The 18,968-nt window shown below is 60.1% G+C and carries 18 protein-coding genes; 12 read left to right on the top strand and 6 right to left on the bottom strand.

What is annotated here, in order from left to right:
* Nucleotides 1–59 precede the first annotated feature (59 nt).
* The 5 genes from AC1Q6Y_RS01145 (at nt 60) to AC1Q6Y_RS01125 (ending at nt 5,475) form a co-directional block, all read left to right on the top strand.
* Complete coding sequence (locus AC1Q6Y_RS01145; protein WP_057712851.1) at nt 60–1,172, top strand: polyamine ABC transporter substrate-binding protein; 1,113 nt, start codon at nt 60–62, stop codon at nt 1,170–1,172.
* A 188-nt stretch (nt 1,173–1,360) separates the two neighbouring features.
* A complete protein-coding gene (locus AC1Q6Y_RS01140) occupies nt 1,361–2,458 on the top strand; it encodes a polyamine ABC transporter substrate-binding protein (protein ID WP_492623930.1) in 1,098 nt (365 codons plus the stop codon).
* Between the two features lie 70 nt (nt 2,459–2,528).
* Nucleotides 2,529–3,671 (top strand): ABC transporter ATP-binding protein, encoded by a 1,143-nt coding sequence (locus tag AC1Q6Y_RS01135; RefSeq protein WP_492623929.1) that lies wholly within the window; start codon nt 2,529–2,531, stop codon nt 3,669–3,671.
* A gap of 35 nt (nt 3,672–3,706) precedes the next feature.
* Nucleotides 3,707–4,588: an ABC transporter permease subunit gene (locus AC1Q6Y_RS01130; RefSeq protein WP_173677919.1), complete on the top strand. Its 882-nt coding sequence runs from the start codon at nt 3,707–3,709 to the stop codon at nt 4,586–4,588.
* Entirely contained in the window at nt 4,585–5,475 is an 891-nt protein-coding gene (locus tag AC1Q6Y_RS01125; protein ID WP_057712854.1) for an ABC transporter permease subunit, read from the top strand. Before AC1Q6Y_RS01130 ends, AC1Q6Y_RS01125 begins: the two co-directional genes overlap by 4 nt.
* 148 nt (nt 5,476–5,623) lie before the next feature.
* On the opposite strand, the gene AC1Q6Y_RS01120 is transcribed toward AC1Q6Y_RS01125, so the two are convergent.
* Nucleotides 5,624–6,265, bottom strand: coding sequence for an HD domain-containing protein (locus tag AC1Q6Y_RS01120; RefSeq protein ID WP_057712855.1), 642 nt, complete (start codon nt 6,263–6,265; stop codon nt 5,624–5,626).
* Nucleotides 6,266–6,570: 305 nt separating this feature from the next.
* Between AC1Q6Y_RS01120 and AC1Q6Y_RS01115 the strand changes: the two genes are divergently transcribed.
* Nucleotides 6,571–7,536 carry a GlxA family transcriptional regulator gene (locus AC1Q6Y_RS01115; protein ID WP_492623928.1) on the top strand — a complete coding sequence of 322 codons (966 nt, stop codon included), beginning with the start codon at nt 6,571–6,573 and terminating at the stop codon, nt 7,534–7,536.
* A gap of 144 nt (nt 7,537–7,680) precedes the next feature.
* Here the strand turns inward: AC1Q6Y_RS01115 and AC1Q6Y_RS01110 are convergent, their stop codons facing one another.
* Entirely contained in the window at nt 7,681–10,080 is a 2,400-nt protein-coding gene (locus AC1Q6Y_RS01110; protein ID WP_492623927.1) for a penicillin acylase family protein, read from the bottom strand.
* 102 nt (nt 10,081–10,182) lie between these two features.
* Nucleotides 10,183–10,764: a DUF6436 domain-containing protein gene (locus AC1Q6Y_RS01105; RefSeq protein ID WP_057712858.1), complete on the bottom strand. Its 582-nt coding sequence runs from the start codon at nt 10,762–10,764 to the stop codon at nt 10,183–10,185.
* 96 nt (nt 10,765–10,860) lie between these two features.
* On the opposite strand from AC1Q6Y_RS01105, the gene bipL reads away from it, so the two are divergent.
* Nucleotides 10,861–11,808, top strand: coding sequence for a phospholipase BipL (gene bipL, locus AC1Q6Y_RS01100; RefSeq protein ID WP_492623926.1), 948 nt, complete (start codon nt 10,861–10,863; stop codon nt 11,806–11,808).
* A gap of 111 nt (nt 11,809–11,919) precedes the next feature.
* Here the strand turns inward: bipL and AC1Q6Y_RS01095 are convergent, their stop codons facing one another.
* Nucleotides 11,920–12,672, bottom strand: a complete 753-nt coding sequence (locus AC1Q6Y_RS01095; protein ID WP_407516145.1) for a DUF2059 domain-containing protein — start codon at nt 12,670–12,672, stop codon at nt 11,920–11,922.
* A 108-nt stretch (nt 12,673–12,780) separates the two neighbouring features.
* Here AC1Q6Y_RS01095 and AC1Q6Y_RS01090 point away from each other — a divergent pair, with 108 nt between their 5' ends.
* Both AC1Q6Y_RS01090 and AC1Q6Y_RS01085 read left to right on the top strand, forming a co-directional pair.
* Nucleotides 12,781–13,413, top strand: coding sequence for a 2OG-Fe(II) oxygenase (locus AC1Q6Y_RS01090; RefSeq protein WP_218494670.1), 633 nt, complete (start codon nt 12,781–12,783; stop codon nt 13,411–13,413).
* A 2-nt stretch (nt 13,414–13,415) separates the two neighbouring features.
* A complete protein-coding gene (locus tag AC1Q6Y_RS01085; protein ID WP_492623925.1) occupies nt 13,416–13,901 on the top strand; it encodes a 2-thiouracil desulfurase family protein in 486 nt (161 codons plus the stop codon).
* Nucleotides 13,902–14,040: 139 nt separating this feature from the next.
* Here the strand turns inward: AC1Q6Y_RS01085 and AC1Q6Y_RS01080 are convergent, their stop codons facing one another.
* Nucleotides 14,041–14,625 (bottom strand): transporter substrate-binding domain-containing protein, encoded by a 585-nt coding sequence (locus tag AC1Q6Y_RS01080; protein WP_492623924.1) that lies wholly within the window; start codon nt 14,623–14,625, stop codon nt 14,041–14,043.
* Nucleotides 14,626–14,760: 135 nt separating this feature from the next.
* Here AC1Q6Y_RS01080 and AC1Q6Y_RS01075 point away from each other — a divergent pair, with 135 nt between their 5' ends.
* Nucleotides 14,761–15,183: a DUF4399 domain-containing protein gene (locus AC1Q6Y_RS01075; RefSeq protein ID WP_057712864.1), complete on the top strand. Its 423-nt coding sequence runs from the start codon at nt 14,761–14,763 to the stop codon at nt 15,181–15,183.
* Nucleotides 15,184–15,245: 62 nt separating this feature from the next.
* Here AC1Q6Y_RS01075 and serA read toward each other — a convergent pair whose 3' ends face one another.
* The gene (gene serA, locus AC1Q6Y_RS01070) at nt 15,246–16,475 is read right to left on the bottom strand and encodes a phosphoglycerate dehydrogenase (RefSeq protein WP_007976393.1); all 1,230 of its coding nucleotides are present in this window, start codon (nt 16,473–16,475) and stop codon (nt 15,246–15,248) included.
* Between the two features lie 206 nt (nt 16,476–16,681).
* On the opposite strand from serA, the gene AC1Q6Y_RS01065 reads away from it, so the two are divergent.
* Together AC1Q6Y_RS01065 and AC1Q6Y_RS01060 are read left to right on the top strand one after the other, a co-directional pair.
* Nucleotides 16,682–18,076: an FAD-binding oxidoreductase gene (locus tag AC1Q6Y_RS01065; RefSeq protein WP_032829505.1), complete on the top strand. Its 1,395-nt coding sequence runs from the start codon at nt 16,682–16,684 to the stop codon at nt 18,074–18,076.
* A gap of 38 nt (nt 18,077–18,114) precedes the next feature.
* Nucleotides 18,115–18,780 (top strand): fumarylacetoacetate hydrolase family protein, encoded by a 666-nt coding sequence (locus AC1Q6Y_RS01060; protein ID WP_056726437.1) that lies wholly within the window; start codon nt 18,115–18,117, stop codon nt 18,778–18,780.
* Nucleotides 18,781–18,968: the final 188 nt, after the last annotated feature.

Here is an 18,968-nt window from a genome sequence, read left to right as displayed (position 1 = left end):
TTGCCCGGGTTCGGTCGCTGAACAAGTGGTTCAAAAAAGAAAAATTTGGAGCATTACGCATGAAGGCACTAGGTAAAAAGCTCGCTGGCAAGACTCTGCTTGCCATGTCCGTAATGGGTTTGATGGCCGGCGCGGTTCAGGCCGATGACAAAGTACTGCACGTGTACAACTGGTCCGACTACATCGCACCGGACACCGTCAAGAAGTTTGAAGACGAGTCGGGCATCAAGGTTGTCTATGACGTCTTCGACAGCAACGAAACCCTTGAAGCCAAGTTGCTGGCAGGCAAGTCCGGTTACGACATCGTTGTACCGTCGAACAACTTCCTGGCCAAGCAGATCAAGGCTGGCGTCTACCAGAAGCTGGACAAGTCCAAGCTGCCTAACTGGAAGAACCTGAACACCGACCTGCTCAAGGCCGTTTCCGTGAGCGACCCGGGTAACGAGCATGCCTTCCCGTACATGTGGGGTTCGATCGGTATCGGCTTCAACCCCGAGAAGGTCAAGGCTGTACTGGGTGCCGACGCGCCGACCAACTCCTGGGACCTGCTGTTCAAACCTGAAAACGCCGCGAAGTTGAAGGCGTGCGGTATCAGTTTCCTCGATTCGCCAACCGAGATGATTCCGGTGGCATTGCACTACCTGGGCTATCCAACCGACAGCCAGGACAAGAAACAACTGGCCGAAGCCGAAGCGCTGTTCCTGAAAATTCGTCCTTCGGTAGGTTACTTCCACTCGTCCAAGTACATCTCCGACCTGGCCAACGGCAACATCTGCGTGGCCGTGGGTTACTCGGGTGACATTTACCAGGCCAAGTCCCGCGCGGAAGAAGCCGGTGGCAAGGTGAAAGTCAGCTACAACATTCCCAAAGAAGGTGCCGGCAGCTTCTACGACATGGTCGCCATCCCTAAAGATGCCGAAAACGTCGAAGGCGCCTACAAGTTCATGACCTTCCTGCAGAAGCCGGAAATCATGGCTGAAATCACCAACGCCGTGCGTTTCCCGAACGGTAACGCGGCTGCAACTGCGTTGGTCGATAAAGACATCACCAGCGACCCGGGCGTTTACCCGCCGGCGGACGTGCTGGCCAAGCTGTACGCGATTGCCGACTTGCCGGCCGCGACCCAGCGGATCATGACCCGCAGCTGGACCAAGATCAAATCCGGTAAATAAGCCGGTTTGATGCAACAACCTGTTGTCGCCGCCCGCGCGGTGGCGGCAGCAGGTGTAATTAAATGACAGAAAGTTTTGCTGGAACGGTTTTTCGAGGGTAAGTTGCGCGCCGGTTTTGTTGCCGGGCAACCACGGTTGTCATGTAGCGCGGGGCAACTTGGGCCCAACTAATTTCAGAGGACCTCCACTTGCCTATTTTTTCTATGTTGCGCAATGCCATGCTGGTGGGTGCCGGGCTGACAGTTGCTGTCAGTGTCCAGGCCGCCGGTACCGTGCATATTTATAACTGGTCCGACTACATCGGCGAGACCACCCTGGCCGATTTCCAGAAAGAGACCGGTATCAAGCCGGTTTATGACGTCTTCGATTCCAACGAAACCCTGGAAGGTAAATTGCTGGCCGGGCGTACTGGCTACGACGTGGTCGTGCCGTCGAACCACTTCCTCGGCAAGCAGATCAAGGCCGGGGCATTCCAGAAGCTCGACAAGTCGCAGCTGCCGAACTATTCGAACCTCGATCCAGTGCTGCTCAAGCGCCTGGAACAGAACGATCCGGGCAACCTGTACGCCGTGCCGTACCTGTGGGGCACCAACGGCATCGGTTACAACGTCGACAAGGTCAAGGCTGTGCTGGGCGTCGATACGATTGATTCGTGGGGCGTGCTGTTCGAGCCGCAGAACATCAAGAAGCTGCAAAGCTGTGGCGTCGCGTTCCTCGACTCCGCCGATGAAATGATGCCGACAGTGCTCAATTACATGGGCCTGAACGCTAACAGCACTGATCCCAAGGACTACGAAAAGGCCACCGCCAAGTTGCTTGCAGTGCGGCCTTACGTGACCTACTTCCATTCCTCCAAGTACATCGCGGATCTGGCCAACGGCGATATCTGCGTGGCGATCGGTTTCTCCGGCGACATCTTCCAGGCCAAGAACCGCGCCGAAGAAGCCAAGAAAGGCGTAAATATCGCCTACTCGATTCCGAAAGAGGGCGGTGCGCTCTGGTTCGACATGCTGGCGATTCCGAAGGACTCGGCCAACGTCAAGCAGGCCCACGCCTTCATCAACTATTTGCTCAAGCCTGAGGTGATTGCCCATGTCAGCGATTACGTCGGCTATGCCAACCCTAACCCGGGGTCGGACAAACTGATGGAACAGTCCATTCGCACCGACGAAGCGGTTTATCCACCGCAAGAGGTGCTCGACAAGACCTACGTGTCGGTCGAGTTACCGCCGAATATTCAACGTTTGATGACCCGCAGCTGGACCAAGGTCAAGTCGGGTAAATAGTTTCAAGGCTCAAACTATCCAAGGTTCGCTCACCTTGAGTGAACTGAAAATTTTGTTGGGAGTTTCGTAAATGGCAGTTGCCTCCGGCGCCTATAAGAAAGCCCTCGAGGGCGACCAGTCACCTAAACAGGTGCTGGTCAAAATCGACCGGGTCACGAAGAAGTTCGACGAGACGATTGCCGTGGACGATGTGTCCCTGGAAATCAAGAAAGGCGAGATTTTCGCCCTGCTCGGCGGTTCGGGATCGGGCAAATCCACTTTGCTGCGCATGCTCGCAGGTTTCGAACGGCCCACGGAGGGGCGCATTTTCCTCGATGGCGTAGACATCACTGATATGCCGCCATACGAGCGGCCGATCAACATGATGTTCCAGTCCTACGCCTTGTTCCCGCACATGACCGTGGCGCAGAACATCGCCTTTGGCCTCAAGCAGGACAAACTGCCGGCGTCAGAGATCGACGCCCGCGTGGCCGACATGCTCAAGCTGGTGCAGATGAGCCAGTACGCCAAGCGCAAACCGCATCAGTTGTCCGGCGGCCAGCGTCAGCGTGTGGCCCTGGCCCGTTCCCTGGCCAAGCGCCCGAAGCTGCTGCTGCTCGACGAACCGATGGGCGCACTGGATAAAAAACTGCGTTCGCAAATGCAGTTGGAGCTGGTGGAGATCATCGAGCGCGTCGGCGTAACCTGCGTGATGGTGACCCACGATCAGGAAGAGGCCATGACCATGGCCGAGCGTATCGCGATCATGCACCTGGGCTGGATCGCCCAGATCGGCAGCCCGATCGACATCTACGAAACCCCGACCAGTCGCCTGGTCTGCGAATTCATCGGTAACGTGAACATCTTCGATGGCGAAGTGATCGACGACGCCGAAGGTCACGCGATCATTACCTGCAAAGACCTGGATCGTCAGATCTACGTCGGCCACGGCATCAGCACTTCGGTGCAGGACAAGTCGGTCACCTACGCGATCCGTCCGGAAAAACTGCTGGTCACCGCCGACATGCCGACTTGCCAGTACAACTGGTCCAGCGGCAAAGTGCACGACATCGCCTACCTGGGTGGGCACTCGGTGTTCTACGTCGAATTGCCAAGCGGCAAGCTGGTGCAGTCGTTCGTGGCCAACGCCGAGCGTCGCGGGCAGCGTCCGACCTGGGGTGATCAGGTCTACGTGTACTGGGAAGACGACAGCGGCGTGGTGCTGCGCTCATGAACATGCGCAAATTCAAGCGTCGACTCAATCGAATAATTCCCGGTGGCCGTCAGATGGTCATCGGGGTTCCCTTCATCTGGCTGTTCCTGTTCTTCATGCTGCCGTTCTTCATCGTACTGAAGATCAGCTTCGCCGAAGCGGACGTGGCCATTCCGCCATACACCGAGATCTACAGCTACGCCGAGCAGAAGCTGCAGTTGCTGCTTAACCTGGGCAACTACGCGATGCTGGCCGGTGACGAGCTGTACATCGCCGCTTACCTCGGCTCGTTGAAGATGGCGTTTTTCAGCACCATCCTCTGCCTGCTGATTGGCTACCCGATGGCCTACGGCATCTCCGTTGCCCGCAAGGAAGTGCAAACGGTGCTGGTGCTGCTGATCATGATGCCGACCTGGACCGCGATCCTGATCCGCGTTTACGCGTGGATGGGCATCCTCAGCAATAACGGCCTGCTCAACGGGTTCCTGATGAGCATGGGCTGGATCGACGAGCCGCTGCAGATCCTCAACACCAACCTGGCGGTCTACATCGGCGTGGTTTATTCCTACCTGCCGTTCATGATCCTGCCGCTGTACGCCAACCTGGTGAAGCACGACCAGAGCCTGCTGGAAGCTGCGTCGGACTTGGGTTCGAGCACGTTCAACAGCTTCTGGAAAATCACCGTGCCGCTGTCGAAAAACGGCATCATCGCCGGCTGCATGCTGGTGTTCATCCCGGTGGTGGGCGAGTTCGTGATCCCGGAACTGCTCGGTGGTCCGGAAACCCTGATGATCGGTAAAGTGCTCTGGCAAGAGTTCTTCAACAACCGTGACTGGCCGGTGGCGTCTGCCCTGGCGGTAGTGATGCTGGCGATCCTGATTGTGCCGATCATCCTGTTCAACCGCAGTCAGGCCAAGGAAATGGAGGGTAAAGAATGAAGCGCTTCCGTTTCTCCAGCCTGATGCTGGTACTGGGTCTGTTGTTCATCTACCTGCCGATGCTGATCCTGGTCATCTACTCGTTCAACGCCTCCAAACTGGTAACGGTGTGGGGCGGCTGGTCGATCAAGTGGTACGTCGGCCTGCTCGACAACAGCCAACTGATGGGTTCGGTGGTGCGCTCGCTGGAAATCGCCTGCTACACCGCCATCGCGGCGGTGGCACTGGGTACATTGGCGGCGTTCGTCCTGACGCGCATTACGCGCTTCAAGGGACGTACCCTGTTCGGTGGCCTGGTCACTGCGCCGCTGGTCATGCCTGAGGTGATCACCGGTCTGTCGCTGTTGCTGCTGTTCGTGGCCATGGCGCAGATGATCGGCTGGCCGCAGGAACGCGGCATCGTCACCATCTGGATCGCCCACACCACGTTCTGTGCGGCCTATGTGGCGGTGGTGGTCTCGGCACGCTTGCGTGAGCTGGACCTGTCCATCGAAGAAGCGGCCATGGACCTCGGTGCACGGCCGTGGAAGGTGTTCTTCCTGATCACCATCCCGATGATCGCGCCATCGCTGGCAGCGGGCGGCATGATGTCGTTCGCCCTGTCGCTGGATGACCTGGTGCTGGCGAGCTTCGTGTCCGGCCCGGGCTCCACGACCCTGCCGATGGAAGTGTTCTCGGCGGTACGTCTGGGGGTCAAACCCGAGATCAACGCCGTGGCCAGCCTGATCCTGCTGGCGGTGTCCATCGTGACCTTCCTGGTCTGGTTCTTCAGCCGTCGCGCCGAAGAAAGCCGTCGTCGTGCGATCCAGCAGGCGATCGAAGAAGCGGCAGCCGACTCGTGGAAGCAACCGGACGTGCGTCGCGCGCAGGCGCCGGAAGCGGCTTGATCCCGAATTGGGTAGACCACATTTGAGTGGACTACCCAATTCCAATGTGGGAGCGAGCTTGCTCGCGATAGCGGACTGACATTCAACATCGATGTTGACTGTGATGCCCTCATCGCGAGCAAGCTCGCTCCCACAGGTTCTTCTGCGGTCAGGAAATCCAAGGGGATTTACGAATCACCTCGACGAAGTTCATCGGCTTGAACCCCGGCTCCTGATCCACCAGCACATCAGTCTTCACATTGCCGAACGTGGTCTGCGGACGATGGCGCAAGCCGTCGGCAAACGCGCAGATGATGCACTCCTTGAATCCCTCGCCCCGTGGATGCGCATGCACCACCGCTTCGCGCTGCACGCTGGAAAACGCCGCGTAGTCCATGCCCAGCACGTCCATCTCGACGCCAGCCGTGACCAGTGCCACGGTGGGCCGTAAATGCTGAGGCACGCCCGGCGTGGTGTGCAGGGCAATCGATAGCCAGACCTGTTCGATGTCGTCATCGCTCAGTCCGTAAGGCTTGAGGAACGCCGCTGCCGCGTTGGCACCGTCGACTTCGAAGCGCTCGTTGTCGCTGCGATGACCTTGCACCAGTCCCAGGTCATGGAACATCGCGCCGACGTACAGCAACTCCGGGTTGTAGGCCAGTTGCTTGCGCTCGCCGCTCAGAGCACCGAACAGGAAGACCCGGCGCGAGTGGTGGTAGAGCAGGTCGGACTCGATGTCGCGGATGTATTCGGTGGTGGCCTTGGCCAGTGCGCTGTCGGGGATCTTGATGCCGGCGATGGTGGTGCTCATGGAGTTTTCCTCGTCGTGAACGCCTTGGCGGCGCTGAGGGTTTAAGTCTGTTCCGGCCCCGGAAACCGGACAATCGATCCATGGCTGCTATCCCGGCCAATGAGCGTGCATATCGTGCCAACCTCGCTTGTTGGGCGTGGATTGGCTAGGGTGCATGCAGACCCTGTAGGAGCGAGCTTGCTCGCGATGCACGTGAGGGCACCGCGTACATCCAGCCAGCTCCCGTCATCGTTGACGTCCATCGCGAGCAGGCTCGCTCCTACAGGTGAGCGTTGCAATCGGTGCCATGAGAGGCTCTTCGAACCATGAGTAAAACCGTAGCCATCGTGGTGTTCGCCGGCGTTCAGTCGCTGGATGTCACCGGCCCCATGGATGTGTTTTCCGAGGCCAATCGCTTCCTTGCCCCGCAGGATCACTATCGGCTGGAGGTGATCGGCGTCGAGCGCGGGATGATGGCGTGCTCCAACGGTTTGGCACTCAATGCCCATCGGCATTTCAGCGAAGCGCTGGAGCCGTATGACCTGTTGCTGGTGGCGGGCGGGCCGCAGTTGCCGTTCATGGATTTCGGCATGGCATTCGACGGCTGGTTGCGCGATGCCTGCGCGCGGGCCAAGCGCTTCGGCTCGATCTGCAACGGCGCGTTCATGCTCGCCCGGGCCGGATTGCTGGAGGGGCGCACGGTCACCACGCATTGGCAGGACGCATCGGATCTGGCTGCACTGTGTCCCTCCTCCCGGGTGGAAGCGGATCGACTGTATGTTGAGGACGGCGAGCTGTTCACCTCGGCCGGGGTCACAGCGGGGATCGATCTGTCGTTGTATCTATTGGGCCGGGATCACGGGCCGGAAGTTGCACTGAGCGTCGCCAAGCGGCTGGTGGTGTTCACCCAGCGTTCGGGCGGGCAGTCGCAATTCAGCCCGTTCCTCACACCCCACGCCGAAGCGGATTCGGCGGTAGCGATGGTGCAGCATTACGTGCTGGCCAACCTGACGGGCGACCTGGCCATCGCCGACCTGGCCAATGCCGCCAACATGAGTGCGCGCAACTTCTCCCGGGTGTTTGCCAGGGAAGCGAAAATCACCCCGGCCGAGTTCGTCGAGCGAGCGAGGGTCGATGCGGCGCGCACGCTGCTGGAAAGCACCCGTGCGCCGCTCAAGATCGTGGCCTATCAATGCGGTTTTCGCGATGCCCAGCACATGCGCAGTGTGTTCAATCGCAGGTTGGGGGTGACGCCGCAGCAGTTCCGGCTGAACTTTGCGGCGATGGTTTGAGCTGAATTTGTAGGCGTCTATCAGGGCCCCATCGCGAGCAAGCTCGCTCCCACAGGGATCTTTGTTGAACACACATTTTGTGAACACCAGAAAACCTGTGGGAGCGAGCTTGCTCGCGATGAGGCCGGCCCGGCCAGCAAAAAGCTATGGTACAGCCCGCGCCGGCAACAGCTTCAACGTACTGCGGGTATTGGCCGTGACCTCTTCTTCATTGAGATGCGCCTGGAAGTACATCCCCTCGACGTAGGCCTCGGCCTGATCATCATAGTGGCTGTCGAACAGGACTCCGCTCTGGCCGACCGGGTTGATGGTCAGGCTGTGGGCCGGGTCGGAGAAGTCGATCAGGCGCCGGGTCGAAGGGCCATAGGTGACGGGCCAGGGTGCCGGTCCGATTTTCGCCGAGAGGTTGTTCGGCACTTCATGACTGCCAGGTGCGGCGAAGGGGCCGACATTGAAGAGCAGGTCCAGCGGTTTTTGCTGCCCGAGCGGATGGCCATGGGTCAATGTGTGCGCGCTGCCCCACTGCCATTGCGAGGAGTCTGCGCCGAGGGTGCTCTTGAGGTGCGCGAGGCTGGCTTGCCAGGCGGCCTTCACCGTGTCGGCACGGGTTTCCTTGCCGAGGGTGCTGCGGTTGTCCCACCACGGCGAATCGGCGCTGGCGGCCAGGCGGGGGAGCGCGGCGTCGATCACCCGGGTCGAGAGCAGCGTTTCGAAGAAGTCGTTACCCAGTTCATCGCGCATCGTCGCGTCAGTCAGGTTGAACAGGAACTGGTTGAACAGCGTGGCGCTGGTCGAGTCGAGCGGGTAATCGCCTTTCCACTGGGCCAGTTGTTCAACCAGCTTGAGTTCGGCGGGATCGCTCACCACTTCGCGCAACACCGGCAACAGCGGTGCCAACAGGCGCGGGCCGTAGGCGGTAGTGGTGCCCAGTTGCAGTTTCTGGCTGTTTTCCAGGTCCCATTTGATCGCTTTGTCGCTGAGCTGGCGATTGAGTTGCTGGCCGCGATCGGCAAGGTTGTAGTAGCCGGGAATCTCCATGCCGGTTGGCGACACCGGCTGGAAGTTGGCCGAGACGATGTAGCCCCGGGCCGGGTTTTCTTCCTGAGGGTTGGCGCTGAACGGGTAGAAGCCATCCTTGTCCGCCTCGGCGGTGCTGCCGTCGAGGATGAACCACGGGCGTACACCCGTCGGGCGTTTAGGCAATTGCGCCGCCGCCCACCAGCCGATATCTCCCTTGGCATTGGCCCAGACAACGTTCAGGCCCGGGGCCTGGATTTTTGCCGCGGCACCACGGGCCTTGGCCAGGGTGTCGGCGCGATTGAGCTGGTAGAAACCCTCCAGGATCGGGTTCTGGCTTTCGAGAAATGCCCACCACATGGCAATCGGCGTTTTACCGACGCCGCTGCCCAAGGCATCGTTGACGATCGGGCCGTGGGGCGACTGACGCAACACCAGGGTGACTGGCGCCTGGCCCTTGACTGCGATCTGCTGCTCGCTGGTCGTCATGTCCACCCACTTGCCGCGATACCAGACCTGATTGGGGTTGTCCGGGTTGACCTTCTCGGCGATCAGGTCGAGGTCGTCATTCTGGAACATGGTGATGCTCCAGCCGAAGTCGTGGTTCATGCCCAGCGACGCAAACGGCATCAAGGCCTGATAGTGGCCGTAGAGTTCGAAGCCGGGCGCCGAGAGCTGCGCTTCGTACCACACCGACGGCGCGGAAAAACGGATATGCGGATCACCCGCCAGCAGCGGCTTGCCGCTTTGGGTCCGGCTACCCGCGACGACCCAGGCGTTGCTGCCCTCGAACTGTGGCAGGCCGTTGTCAGCCAGGGCTTGTTCGCTCAAGCGGGCGAGGGCGTTGAGGTCTTTCCAGTCTGCGCTGGCCAAGGTGGTGCCGGTCCCGTTGAGCACGCCCTTGGGCTGCCAGTCGAGATCGAAGATGTTCAGGTATTGGGGCCCCAGTTGATCGCGCACGAATGTCAGCAGGGGTTCGGTACGAAATGCCGCAGCAAAACTGTAGGCCATGTAGCCGGCGATGCTGATGGTGTCCTGGGCCGTGAACGGGCGTTTTGGAATGCCCAGCACATCGAACTCCACGGGTTTGGCGTGGCTGTCCTGATACTGGTTGATGCCGTCCAGATAGGCTTGCATGGCGATGAAGGAGGGCGACTGCTTGTCGAGGTTCGCCAGGTAAGTTTCTGCGCGTTCGCGAATGCGCAGGCTGCGCATCAGTTTGTCGGTGTCGAGCAGCTTCGGCCCGAGCACTTCAGCCAGTTCGCCACGGGCCAGGCGACGCAGGACTTCCATCTGGAACAGGCGATCCTGGGCATGCACGTAGCCGAGTGCGCGGTACAGGTCGGTTTCGTTGTCGGCGCGGATGTGCGGGATGCCACGCTCGTCGTAACGCACGGTGACGGAGCCTTGCAGGTGTTGCAGTTCCACCATGCCCTGGCGTGACGGCTGCTTGCTGTAGAGGTACCAGCCGGCTCCAGAGGCCAGCACGACGATCAACAGAGCGAGAGCGGTCAGGCTGCGTTTCATAAGAGTCCTTGTTGTTATTGTGATTCCTGATGCCACTGTGTAACACGGGGTGCCGATTTGGCGCATCGCCCGTAGGAGGGATTCGTATTACCGCGTCTTTCCCTATTTAGTTGGATCGACAGGCCACGGGCAGTAACAACCCACGGCCAGTGTGTGCGTGGCACTCACCGCACGGCCTTCATCCAGCGCTTGCAGGATCGGCTCGATAAAGCTGTTGCTCGAGTTACAGGTCAGGCCTTCGCTGTAGGGGCCGAAGTACGCCAGTTTGCCGCTGCGATCCCAGATCGCCACGGCAGGGCTGGCGGGGATCTGTTCGGAGCCGGGCAGGATGTCGATGGTTTTGAGGCTGCTCAAGGTGCTCGGCAATTGGCCGTGGCTACCGGGTTTTTGCACGGCATAGAATTCCACGCCATGGGGTAGGTAGCGCTCGACCAGCTCGGTCAGGTGTTGTTGATTGCCGACATTGCACGGGCAGGCCGGGTCCCAGAAATGCACAAGACGGATGGCGCCAGGGCCGGCGAGGGATTCGGGAAGGCGTAGCGGATCACCGGAAAACATCGCGGTGTGCTCGCTGAACGCCCGCAAGTAACGTCCCTGGAACCAGTCGTAGGCCGCCCACAATACGCCAGCACACACCACGGCGAGCAGGCTGGCAAACAGGGGGGCGCGAAGGGGCGAGCGCATCGGTTCAATCCTCGAAGGGTGGCTAGCTTGCCATGCTTGCCGCGACAGATGAATATCGCAGGCCTATAAAGTCCGTTTCACGTTCTGGAATCGTCCATGCCGGCTACTTTCGACCCTGATCTTCTACGTGCAAGCCTGCTGCCATTGGCTGCCGGGCAGCCGTTGTCGGCGCAGGCGCAGGCTTACCAGCGATTCTACGGGCTGGATTTTGCCCCGCGTCAGGTGCGCAGCGGCCTTGGGCGATTCGAGGTCGACGGTTATGAGCTGGTCAGCCAGTTCTGGTGGCCCGAGCGAGCCAAGGCGACGCTGTTTGTCATCCACGGTTTCTACGACCACACCGGGCTCTATCGGCATGTGATCGAGTGGGCGCTGGACCAGGGCTTTGCGGTGATTGCCTGCGACTTGCCGGGGCATGGCCTGTCCAGTGGCGAACGGGCGAGCATCAAGGATTTCGCCGAGTATCAGGACGCATTGCAAGGGTTGTTCCGCGAGGCGAAATCCCTCGACTTGCCGCAGCCGTGGCACTTGTGCGGGCAGAGCACCGGCGGGGCGATCGTGATCGATCATGTGTTGAATGCGGGGGCGAGCAGCCCGGCCCAGGGCCAGGTGATTTTGCTGTCGCCGCTGGTGCGGCCGCGGGCGTGGGGTTGGTCGCAACTGAGTTACTACCTGCTCAAGCCTTTCGTCAAAGCCATCGCCCGGCGTTTTAGCGAGAACTCCAACGACCCGGCCTTTCTGCCGTTTCTGCAGGCCGATCCGTTGCAGCCGTTGCGCCTGCCGACAGCCTGGGTGGGCGCGTTGGCGCGCTGGATCAAACGTATCGAGGCCGCCCCCATGAGTACCCGCCGGCCGCTGATCGTGCAGGGGCAGGCCGACATGACGGTGGATTGGGAGCACAACCTGGAAGTGTTGCGGGGCAAGTTTGATCGGCCGCAGGTGCTGATGCTGCCCGAGGCACGGCATCATCTGGCGAATGAGACGCTGGTGATGCGGCAGGAGTATTTCGGGTTTTTGACCCGGCGGATCAAGGGTCGCAATCCCTAGTGCCTGTTCCGGCCCCATCGCGAGCAAGCTCGCTCCCACAATGGGCCGGCGTACGCAGATCCAATGTGGGAGCGAGCTTGCTCGCGATAGCAATCTGTCAGGCGCCGAAAATCACTGGGTCAGGTTCGAATTGCTCTGCCCCACCGCCAACCCCGCCCGAATCGCCGCCAGCGCCGCTTGATAATAAGCCTGGCCTTCCGCCGATTCGGCAAAGGTTGCGAACTCTTCCAGTTCGTTGTCCGACAGGTCGCGATAGACATACAGCAGTGTGTTGTTAAGGTCGCTACCGATCTGCTCCATCAGGCGCTGGCGCTGGCCGTTGAGCATGCCCTGGGCCTGACCGGCACCGAGCAATCCCGGGATCATCGAACTCAGGCTGTCGGCGGCAACCCCGGCAATCGCCAGGCTGACTTCGGCGCCGGCCTCGCGAGCGGGCAGGGCTTGTGCCAAATGGCCGATGATCAGCAGGCGGCTGTCGCTGGCCTGCATCTTCGGCAGGCCCTTGGCATTTTTTGCCAGTTGGTCGCGACGGGTCGCCAGCAACTCGGCGGCGACGATTTTCTTGCCCAGGGGCGACTGGAAAAACGTCAGCGCGGGTTTGGGGTCGGCGAGGTTCTTGCGCAATTGCGCTTCGGCACGCTGGTCCACGGCCTTGGCGGAAAATCGCTGATTGCTGTTGCTGACCAGTGCCTGAAACACCGCCGGAGGCAGGCTGCCCTGGTAGCGTTGCTGAGCAGCCGAGAGGGCATCGCTGAAATGCGCGCGTTGTTCCGGCCAGCCGGCGACCTTGTACAACTGATCGTGGCCGTCTGCCCAGGCGGGCAAAACGCAGAACATCAGCAGGGATAAAAGCAAACGGCGCATAGGGACTCCAGTCAGCAGGCGACTATTCTCCGTGTGGCACCCCTGCTTGTCGAGAATTCGTATCAACCCGCTGCGCGGCTCTGTCGGATTTCCGGGCACAGGAATACTATGCGCGCCATGCAAATATCCTCTGATCACCCGCTGCTGCTACGAATCGTCGACGACCTGGCCGAGCACGGCTGGTCGCAGCAGAATATTTTCCTGCCTCAGGACTTGACCCGAGAGCTGGCGGCCGAGTGTCGCAAACGTGCTGCCGAGGGTCAGCTGGCTCCGGCCGCCGTGGGTCGTGGGCCGTCATCGGAGATCCGCGAAGGGATTCGTGGCGACCATATCCAGTGGATCGACCCCGGCCAGGCCGAGGCGTGCGACAGCTATCTGAGTTTGATGGACAGCCTGCGCGAGGCGATCAATCGCGGTCTGTTTCTCGGCCTGGAGGATTTCGAAAGCCATTTTGCGATGTACCCGCCCGGCGCCTTCTACCTGAAGCACGTCGACCGCTTTCGCGATGACGACCGGCGCATGGTTTCGGCGGTGGTTTATCTCAATGACGGCTGGCTTCCCGAACACGGCGGCCAGTTGCGCATGTACCTCGACAATGATCGCGTCTACGACGTGGAACCTGTCGGTGGCTGCCTGGTGGTGTTTCTCTCCGGCGAGGTTCCCCACGAAGTCCTGCCCGCGACCCGGGATCGCCTGTCGCTGACCGGCTGGTTCCGCCGGCGCGGCAACGAGCCGTTCTGATCATGCAGAAAATTCTCGTCAGCCGCTGCCTTTTGGGCCACCGCGTCCGTTACGACGGCGGGGCCAGCGGGCCGTTCGATCAGCTTCAGCAGTGGCTTGATGAGGGGCGGGTCGTGCCGTTGTGCCCGGAGGTGGCAGGTGGATTGCCAACACCTCGGGCGGCGGCGGAAATTCCAGGCGGGCAGGGCACGCAAGTCCTCGATGGTCAGGCGTTGGTGATCACCACCGAGGGCGAGGACGTTAGTGCGCAGTTTCTATCGGGGGCGTATCAGGCACTGGAACTGGTAAAAAAGCATGGCATCCGCATCGCCGTCCTCAAGGCCAACAGCCCGTCCTGCGGCAATTTGCTGACCTATGACGGAACGTTCAGCGACGTGAAAGTCAGTGGCGAGGGCGTGACGGCTGCGCTACTCAACCGTCACGGGGTGCAGGTGTTCAGTGAGCTGGAGTTGCCGCAGGCGGCACAGGCGTTGGCAATGCTCGATTAACGAGCGACACAAGGCACTGTGGGAGCGAGCTTGCTCGCGATGAGGCCTGTCCAGCCAACATTGATGTTGAATGTCAGGCCGCCATCGCGAGCAAGCTCGCTCCCACAGGGTTCATCTTTTACTTCAACTTCCCGATGGCTCAAGGTTTCGGCACCACATCCGCATCCGCCCCCAACCACTTCTGCTCCAGCGCTTGCAGGCGCCCATCATCCTTGATCCGCTGCAATGCGTTTTCCAGGCTGGCTTGGAACGCCGGATTACCCTTCTGAAACGGAATCGCCAGGTTCACGGCCGGGTTGGTTTTGGGCTTCTCTTCCGTCAGCGATTGGACCAGCAAAATGGAGCGAGGCTCTTCTTTCTGCGCGATCAATTGCGCATTGGTTTGAATGTAAGGTTCGCTGAAGTCGAAACGATCCTTGAGATCCGGGGTCACTGCTATGTGGTTGATAGCGATGTCGTATTTGCCGCTTTCGACGCCGGTCAGCAGATCGCTGCCGTCGGTGACGACGAAGTCGGCCCGGACATCGAGTTCACTTGCGAGCAGTTGGCCCAACTCGATTTCGAAGCCGGTGAGCTTGTCGTCATCCTTGAAATTGAAAGGGGGGGTGTTGGCTTCAACGGCAATGCGCAATTCGCCCCGGTCGTTGACGTCATCAATCAATTCGGCATGAGCCAAAGGGCTCAGAAGGGGTAGCAGGCAGATCAGGCCAGGCAGAAAGCGCATGGTCACTCCTTTGAATTTATTATCGCGATCCTCTGATTCAGGCTCGCTTTGCTATGGTTGTCGAGTGCCTTCGACAACGAATGGCCATGAAGTTGTCATGGTCACGCGAATTTTACGGAAAAACTGGAGAAGAGAATGAAAACCTTTATGTCACGTGCTGCTTTGGCTGGCCTGTTGATGGGTGTTTCGGTGCTGGCCAGTGCAACGCCGGCTCCGAAGGGCGCCGAAGTGTCCATCGTGTCTCCCAAGGATGGTGCGACGGTTCCACAGACGGTCGTCGTCAAGTTCGCTGTCGAGAACGTTGCCCTTGCACCGGCGGGCAATACCACCAAGAACACCGGTCATCACCACTTGCTGATTGACGTCGATGAACTGCCAGCCGCCGGTGCGCCGATTCCCAAAGATGCCAACCACCAGCATTTCGGCAACGCGCAGACCCAGGCTGAAGTAACGCTCACGCCGGGCAAACACACCTTGCAGCTTGAACTGGGCGATAGCAACCACATGCCGTTCGATCCGCCGATCGTTTCCGAGAAGATCACCGTCAACGTCAAGTAACGTTGTAGCGTGAATGAAAAAGGGAGCCCGAAGGCTCCCTTTTTTTGTCGCTCAAGTCGCGATCAGAACAGCACCCGGCTACGGATGGTGCCCTTGACGTGTTGCAGCTTCTCTTGCGCCAGGTCCGAGTACTCGGCGTCGACGTCGATCACCACGTAGCCGACCTTCTCGTTGGTCTGCAGGAACTGACCGGAGATGTTGATGCCGTTTTCGGCGAAGACTTTGTTGATCTCGCTGAGCACGCCCGGAATGTTTTCGTGGATGTGCAGCAGGCGGTGCTTGCCAGGGTGAGCCGGCAGGGCCACTTCCGGGAAGTTCACGGACGATACCGAAGTACCGTTGTCGCTGTACTTGACCAGTTTTTCCGCCACTTCCAGACCGATGTTGGCCTGGGCTTCAGCGGTAGAGCCACCGATGTGCGGGGTCAGGATCACGTTGTCCAGGCCACGCAGCGGGCTTTCGAACTCTTCGTCGTTGGAGCGTGGCTCCACCGGGAATACGTCGATGGCCGCGCCGATCAGGTGCTTGTCCTTGATGGCAGCCGCCAGGTGGTCCAGTTCGACCACGGTGCCGCGGGCGGCGTTGATCAGGATGCCGCCTTTCTTGATGGCGCGGATTTCCTTCTCGCCCATCATCCACTGGGTGGCGGCGGTTTCCGGTACGTGCAGCGAAACGATGTCGGACATCGCCAGCAGCTCGTGCAGGTTGCCTACCTGAGTGGCGTTACCCAGTGGCAGCTTGGTGATGGTGTCGTAGAAGTACACCTGCATGCCCAAGCCTTCAGCCAGGACCGACAGTTGAGTACCGATCGAGCCGTAACCGACGATGCCCAGCTTCTTGCCGCGGATCTCGAAGGAATTGGCCGCGCTCTTGATCCAGCCGCCACGGTGGCAGGAAGCGTTCTTCTCAGGGATGCCGCGCAGCAGCAGGATCGCCTCGGCCAGCACCAGCTCCGCTACGGAACGGGTGTTGGAGTACGGTGCGTTGAACACCGCGATGCCGCGTTCGCGGGCCGCGTCCAGGTCGACCTGGTTGGTGCCGATGCAGAAACACCCTACAGCCACGAGCTTCTTCGCGTGATCGAAGATCTCTTCGGTCAGTTGAGTGCGGGAGCGAATGCCGATGAAGTGAGCATCAGCGATCTTTTCCTTGAGCTGGGCTTCCGGCAGAGAACCAGTGAGGTACTCGATGCTGGTGTAGCCCGCCGCCTTGAGGACGTCGACAGCCGATTGGTGGACGCCTTCGAGAAGAAGGAACTTGATCTTGCTCTTATCGAGAGAAGTCTTGCTCATCTGCGTAAACCTGTATCCCGGAGAAAAATGGCAGGAAAGGGAGCAGCCCGGAGCTGACCCGCACGGCAGGAAAGCCGTCACCGCAGAACAGCCCTTGGGCACTATCCTGCGGGGTCGTTATGCTAGCATATGCACCCCGCTAAACACTCATTCCTGCGACGTGAAGCGTTCTCAGGATGACCATGAATTGTTCGAGAGTTCTGTCGATGACCAATCCTGCCCTGATTGAAGAGCTGAAGACCCTGGTTGAGCCTGGCAAGGTGCTGACCGATGCCGACTCCCTGAATGCTTACGGAAAGGATTGGACCAAGCATTTCGCCCCGGCCCCGACCGCCATCGTGTTCCCCAAGACCACCGAGCAGGTCCAGGCCATTGTCCTGTGGGCCAACAAACACAAGGTGGCGCTGGTGCCGTCCGGTGGTCGTACCGGTCTTTCCGCAGCAGCGGTGGCGGCCAATGGTGAAGTGGTCGTGTCGTTCGACTACATGAACCAGATCCTCGACGTGAACCTCACTGACCGCACGGCCGTTTGCCAGCCGGGCGTGGTCACCGAGCACCTGCAGAACGTGGCCGAAGAAAACGGCCTGTACTACCCGGTGGACTTCGCTTCGGCGGGTTCGAGCCAGATTGGCGGCAATATCGGCACCAATGCCGGCGGGATCAAGGTGATTCGCTACGGCATGACCCGTAACTGGGTTGCCGGCATGAAAGTGGTCACCGGCAAGGGCGACGTGCTGGAGCTGAACCGCGACCTGATCAAGAACGCCACCGGCTACGACATGCGTCAGCTGTTCATCGGCGCCGAAGGCACCCTCGGGTTCGTGGTCGAAGCGACCATGCGCCTGGACCGCGCGCCGAAAAACCTCACCGCCATGGTCCTCGGCACCGCCGATTTCGACTCGATCATGCCGGTGCTGCACGCGTTCCAGAGCAAGCTCGACCTGACCGCCTTCGAATTCTTCTCCGACAAAGCCCTGGCCAAAGTCATGGCCCGTGGCGATGTGCCGGCGCCGTTCGAATCCGACTGCCCGTTCTATGCGCTGCTGGAATTCGAAGCGACCACCGAAGAAGTGGCCAACCACGCCCTGGAAACCTTCGAGCACTGCGTCGAGCAGGGCTGGGTACTGGATGGCGTGATGAGCCAGAGCGAAACACAGTTGCAGAACCTGTGGAAGCTGCGCGAATACATCTCCGAAACCATTTCCCACTGGACGCCGTACAAGAACGACATCTCAGTCACCGTGTCGAAAGTCCCGGCGTTCCTGAAGGAAATCGACGCGATCGTCGGCGAACACTACCCGGACTTCGAAATCGTCTGGTTCGGCCACATCGGCGACGGCAACCTGCACTTGAACATCCTCAAGCCGGATAACCTGAGCAAGGATGAGTTCTTCGCCAAGTGCGCCACCGTCAACAAGTGGGTGTTCGAAACCGTCGAGAAGTACAACGGTTCGATCTCCGCCGAGCACGGCGTGGGCATGACCAAGCGTGACTACCTGACCTACAGCCGCTCGCCGGTCGAGATCGAGTACATGAAAGCGGTCAAGGCGGTGTTCGACCCGAACGGCATCATGAACCCGGGCAAGATTTTCGCTGTTTGATTTTCGAACTTTAAGAGCCAACGAAGCAGGAGTCGGTAATGAGCTATCAGCACCAGTATGTCGACGGTACGCGCATTCACTTCCCGTTGGGGAAAGTGGTGTGCATCGGCCGTAACTACGCCGAACACGCCAAGGAACTGGACAATCCGGTGCCGACCGAGCCACTGCTGTTCATCAAGCCGGGCAGTTGCGTGGTGCCGCTGGAAGGTGGTTTCAGCATTCCGACCGAGCGCGGTTCGGTGCATTACGAAGCGGAAATCGCGGTGTTGATCGGCAAGCCGTTGTCGACCAAACCGAGCCGCGAAGAAGTGCTCGACGCCATCTCCGGTTTCGCTCCAGCCCTGGACCTGACCCTGCGCGACAAGCAGGCCGAGCTGAAATCCAAGGGCCTGCCCTGGGAAATCGCCAAGTCCTTCGACGGCGCGGCAGTGCTTGCTCCGTTCGTGTCCGGCAGCACGTTTGCCGACCTGACCGACATCGGCATCCGCCTGACCATCAACGGTGAAGTGCGCCAGGACGGTAACAGCAGCGCGATGCTCAACCCGATCGTGCCGATGATCCAGCACATGGCCGGCTGCTTCTCGTTGCAGGCCGGGGACGTGATCCTCACCGGCACGCCAGTGGGCGTTGGCCCGCTGAATGTCGGTGACGAGATCGTTCTGGAATTGCCGGGCGCCAGCAGTTTCACCAGCAGCGTTCGCTAGTCCAGGCACCGCCAAACCCTGTGGGAGCGGGCTTGCTCGCGAAGAGGGCGTGACAGTCGACTAAGTGTTGCCTGACACACCGCTTTCGCGAGCAAGCCCGCTCCCACATTGGTTTTGTGGTGGCCTGTAGATGGCTCACCCTGTCATTTCCCGTTTTTTTCACATCCAGTCTGGATAATTTCAGGGCT

It is taken from the genome of Pseudomonas sp. GW823-FHT06E10 (assembly GCF_058794995.1).
The sequence above is the reverse complement of the archived record's forward strand: the minus strand, read 5'-3'. Positions and strand labels throughout refer to the sequence as shown.

Coding starts and splice junctions, on each gene's coding strand:
- AC1Q6Y_RS01115 (WP_492623928.1), top strand. CDS start 6,571: ATGAGTAAAACCGTAGCCATCGTGGTGTTCGCCGGCGTTCAGTCGCTG.
- AC1Q6Y_RS01095 (WP_407516145.1), bottom strand. CDS start 12,672: ATGCGCCGTTTGCTTTTATCCCTGCTGATGTTCTGCGTTTTGCCCGCC.
- AC1Q6Y_RS01090 (WP_218494670.1), top strand. CDS start 12,781: ATGCGCGCCATGCAAATATCCTCTGATCACCCGCTGCTGCTACGAATC.
- AC1Q6Y_RS01110 (WP_492623927.1), bottom strand. CDS start 10,080: ATGAAACGCAGCCTGACCGCTCTCGCTCTGTTGATCGTCGTGCTGGCC.
- AC1Q6Y_RS01105 (WP_057712858.1), bottom strand. CDS start 10,764: ATGCGCTCGCCCCTTCGCGCCCCCCTGTTTGCCAGCCTGCTCGCCGTG.
- AC1Q6Y_RS01085 (WP_492623925.1), top strand. CDS start 13,416: ATGCAGAAAATTCTCGTCAGCCGCTGCCTTTTGGGCCACCGCGTCCGT.
- AC1Q6Y_RS01125 (WP_057712854.1), top strand. CDS start 4,585: ATGAAGCGCTTCCGTTTCTCCAGCCTGATGCTGGTACTGGGTCTGTTG.
- AC1Q6Y_RS01145 (WP_057712851.1), top strand. CDS start 60: ATGAAGGCACTAGGTAAAAAGCTCGCTGGCAAGACTCTGCTTGCCATG.
- AC1Q6Y_RS01080 (WP_492623924.1), bottom strand. CDS start 14,625: ATGCGCTTTCTGCCTGGCCTGATCTGCCTGCTACCCCTTCTGAGCCCT.
- bipL (WP_492623926.1), top strand. CDS start 10,861: ATGCCGGCTACTTTCGACCCTGATCTTCTACGTGCAAGCCTGCTGCCA.
- AC1Q6Y_RS01065 (WP_032829505.1), top strand. CDS start 16,682: ATGACCAATCCTGCCCTGATTGAAGAGCTGAAGACCCTGGTTGAGCCT.
- AC1Q6Y_RS01075 (WP_057712864.1), top strand. CDS start 14,761: ATGAAAACCTTTATGTCACGTGCTGCTTTGGCTGGCCTGTTGATGGGT.
- serA (WP_007976393.1), bottom strand. CDS start 16,475: ATGAGCAAGACTTCTCTCGATAAGAGCAAGATCAAGTTCCTTCTTCTC.
- AC1Q6Y_RS01120 (WP_057712855.1), bottom strand. CDS start 6,265: ATGAGCACCACCATCGCCGGCATCAAGATCCCCGACAGCGCACTGGCC.
- AC1Q6Y_RS01060 (WP_056726437.1), top strand. CDS start 18,115: ATGAGCTATCAGCACCAGTATGTCGACGGTACGCGCATTCACTTCCCG.
- AC1Q6Y_RS01135 (WP_492623929.1), top strand. CDS start 2,529: ATGGCAGTTGCCTCCGGCGCCTATAAGAAAGCCCTCGAGGGCGACCAG.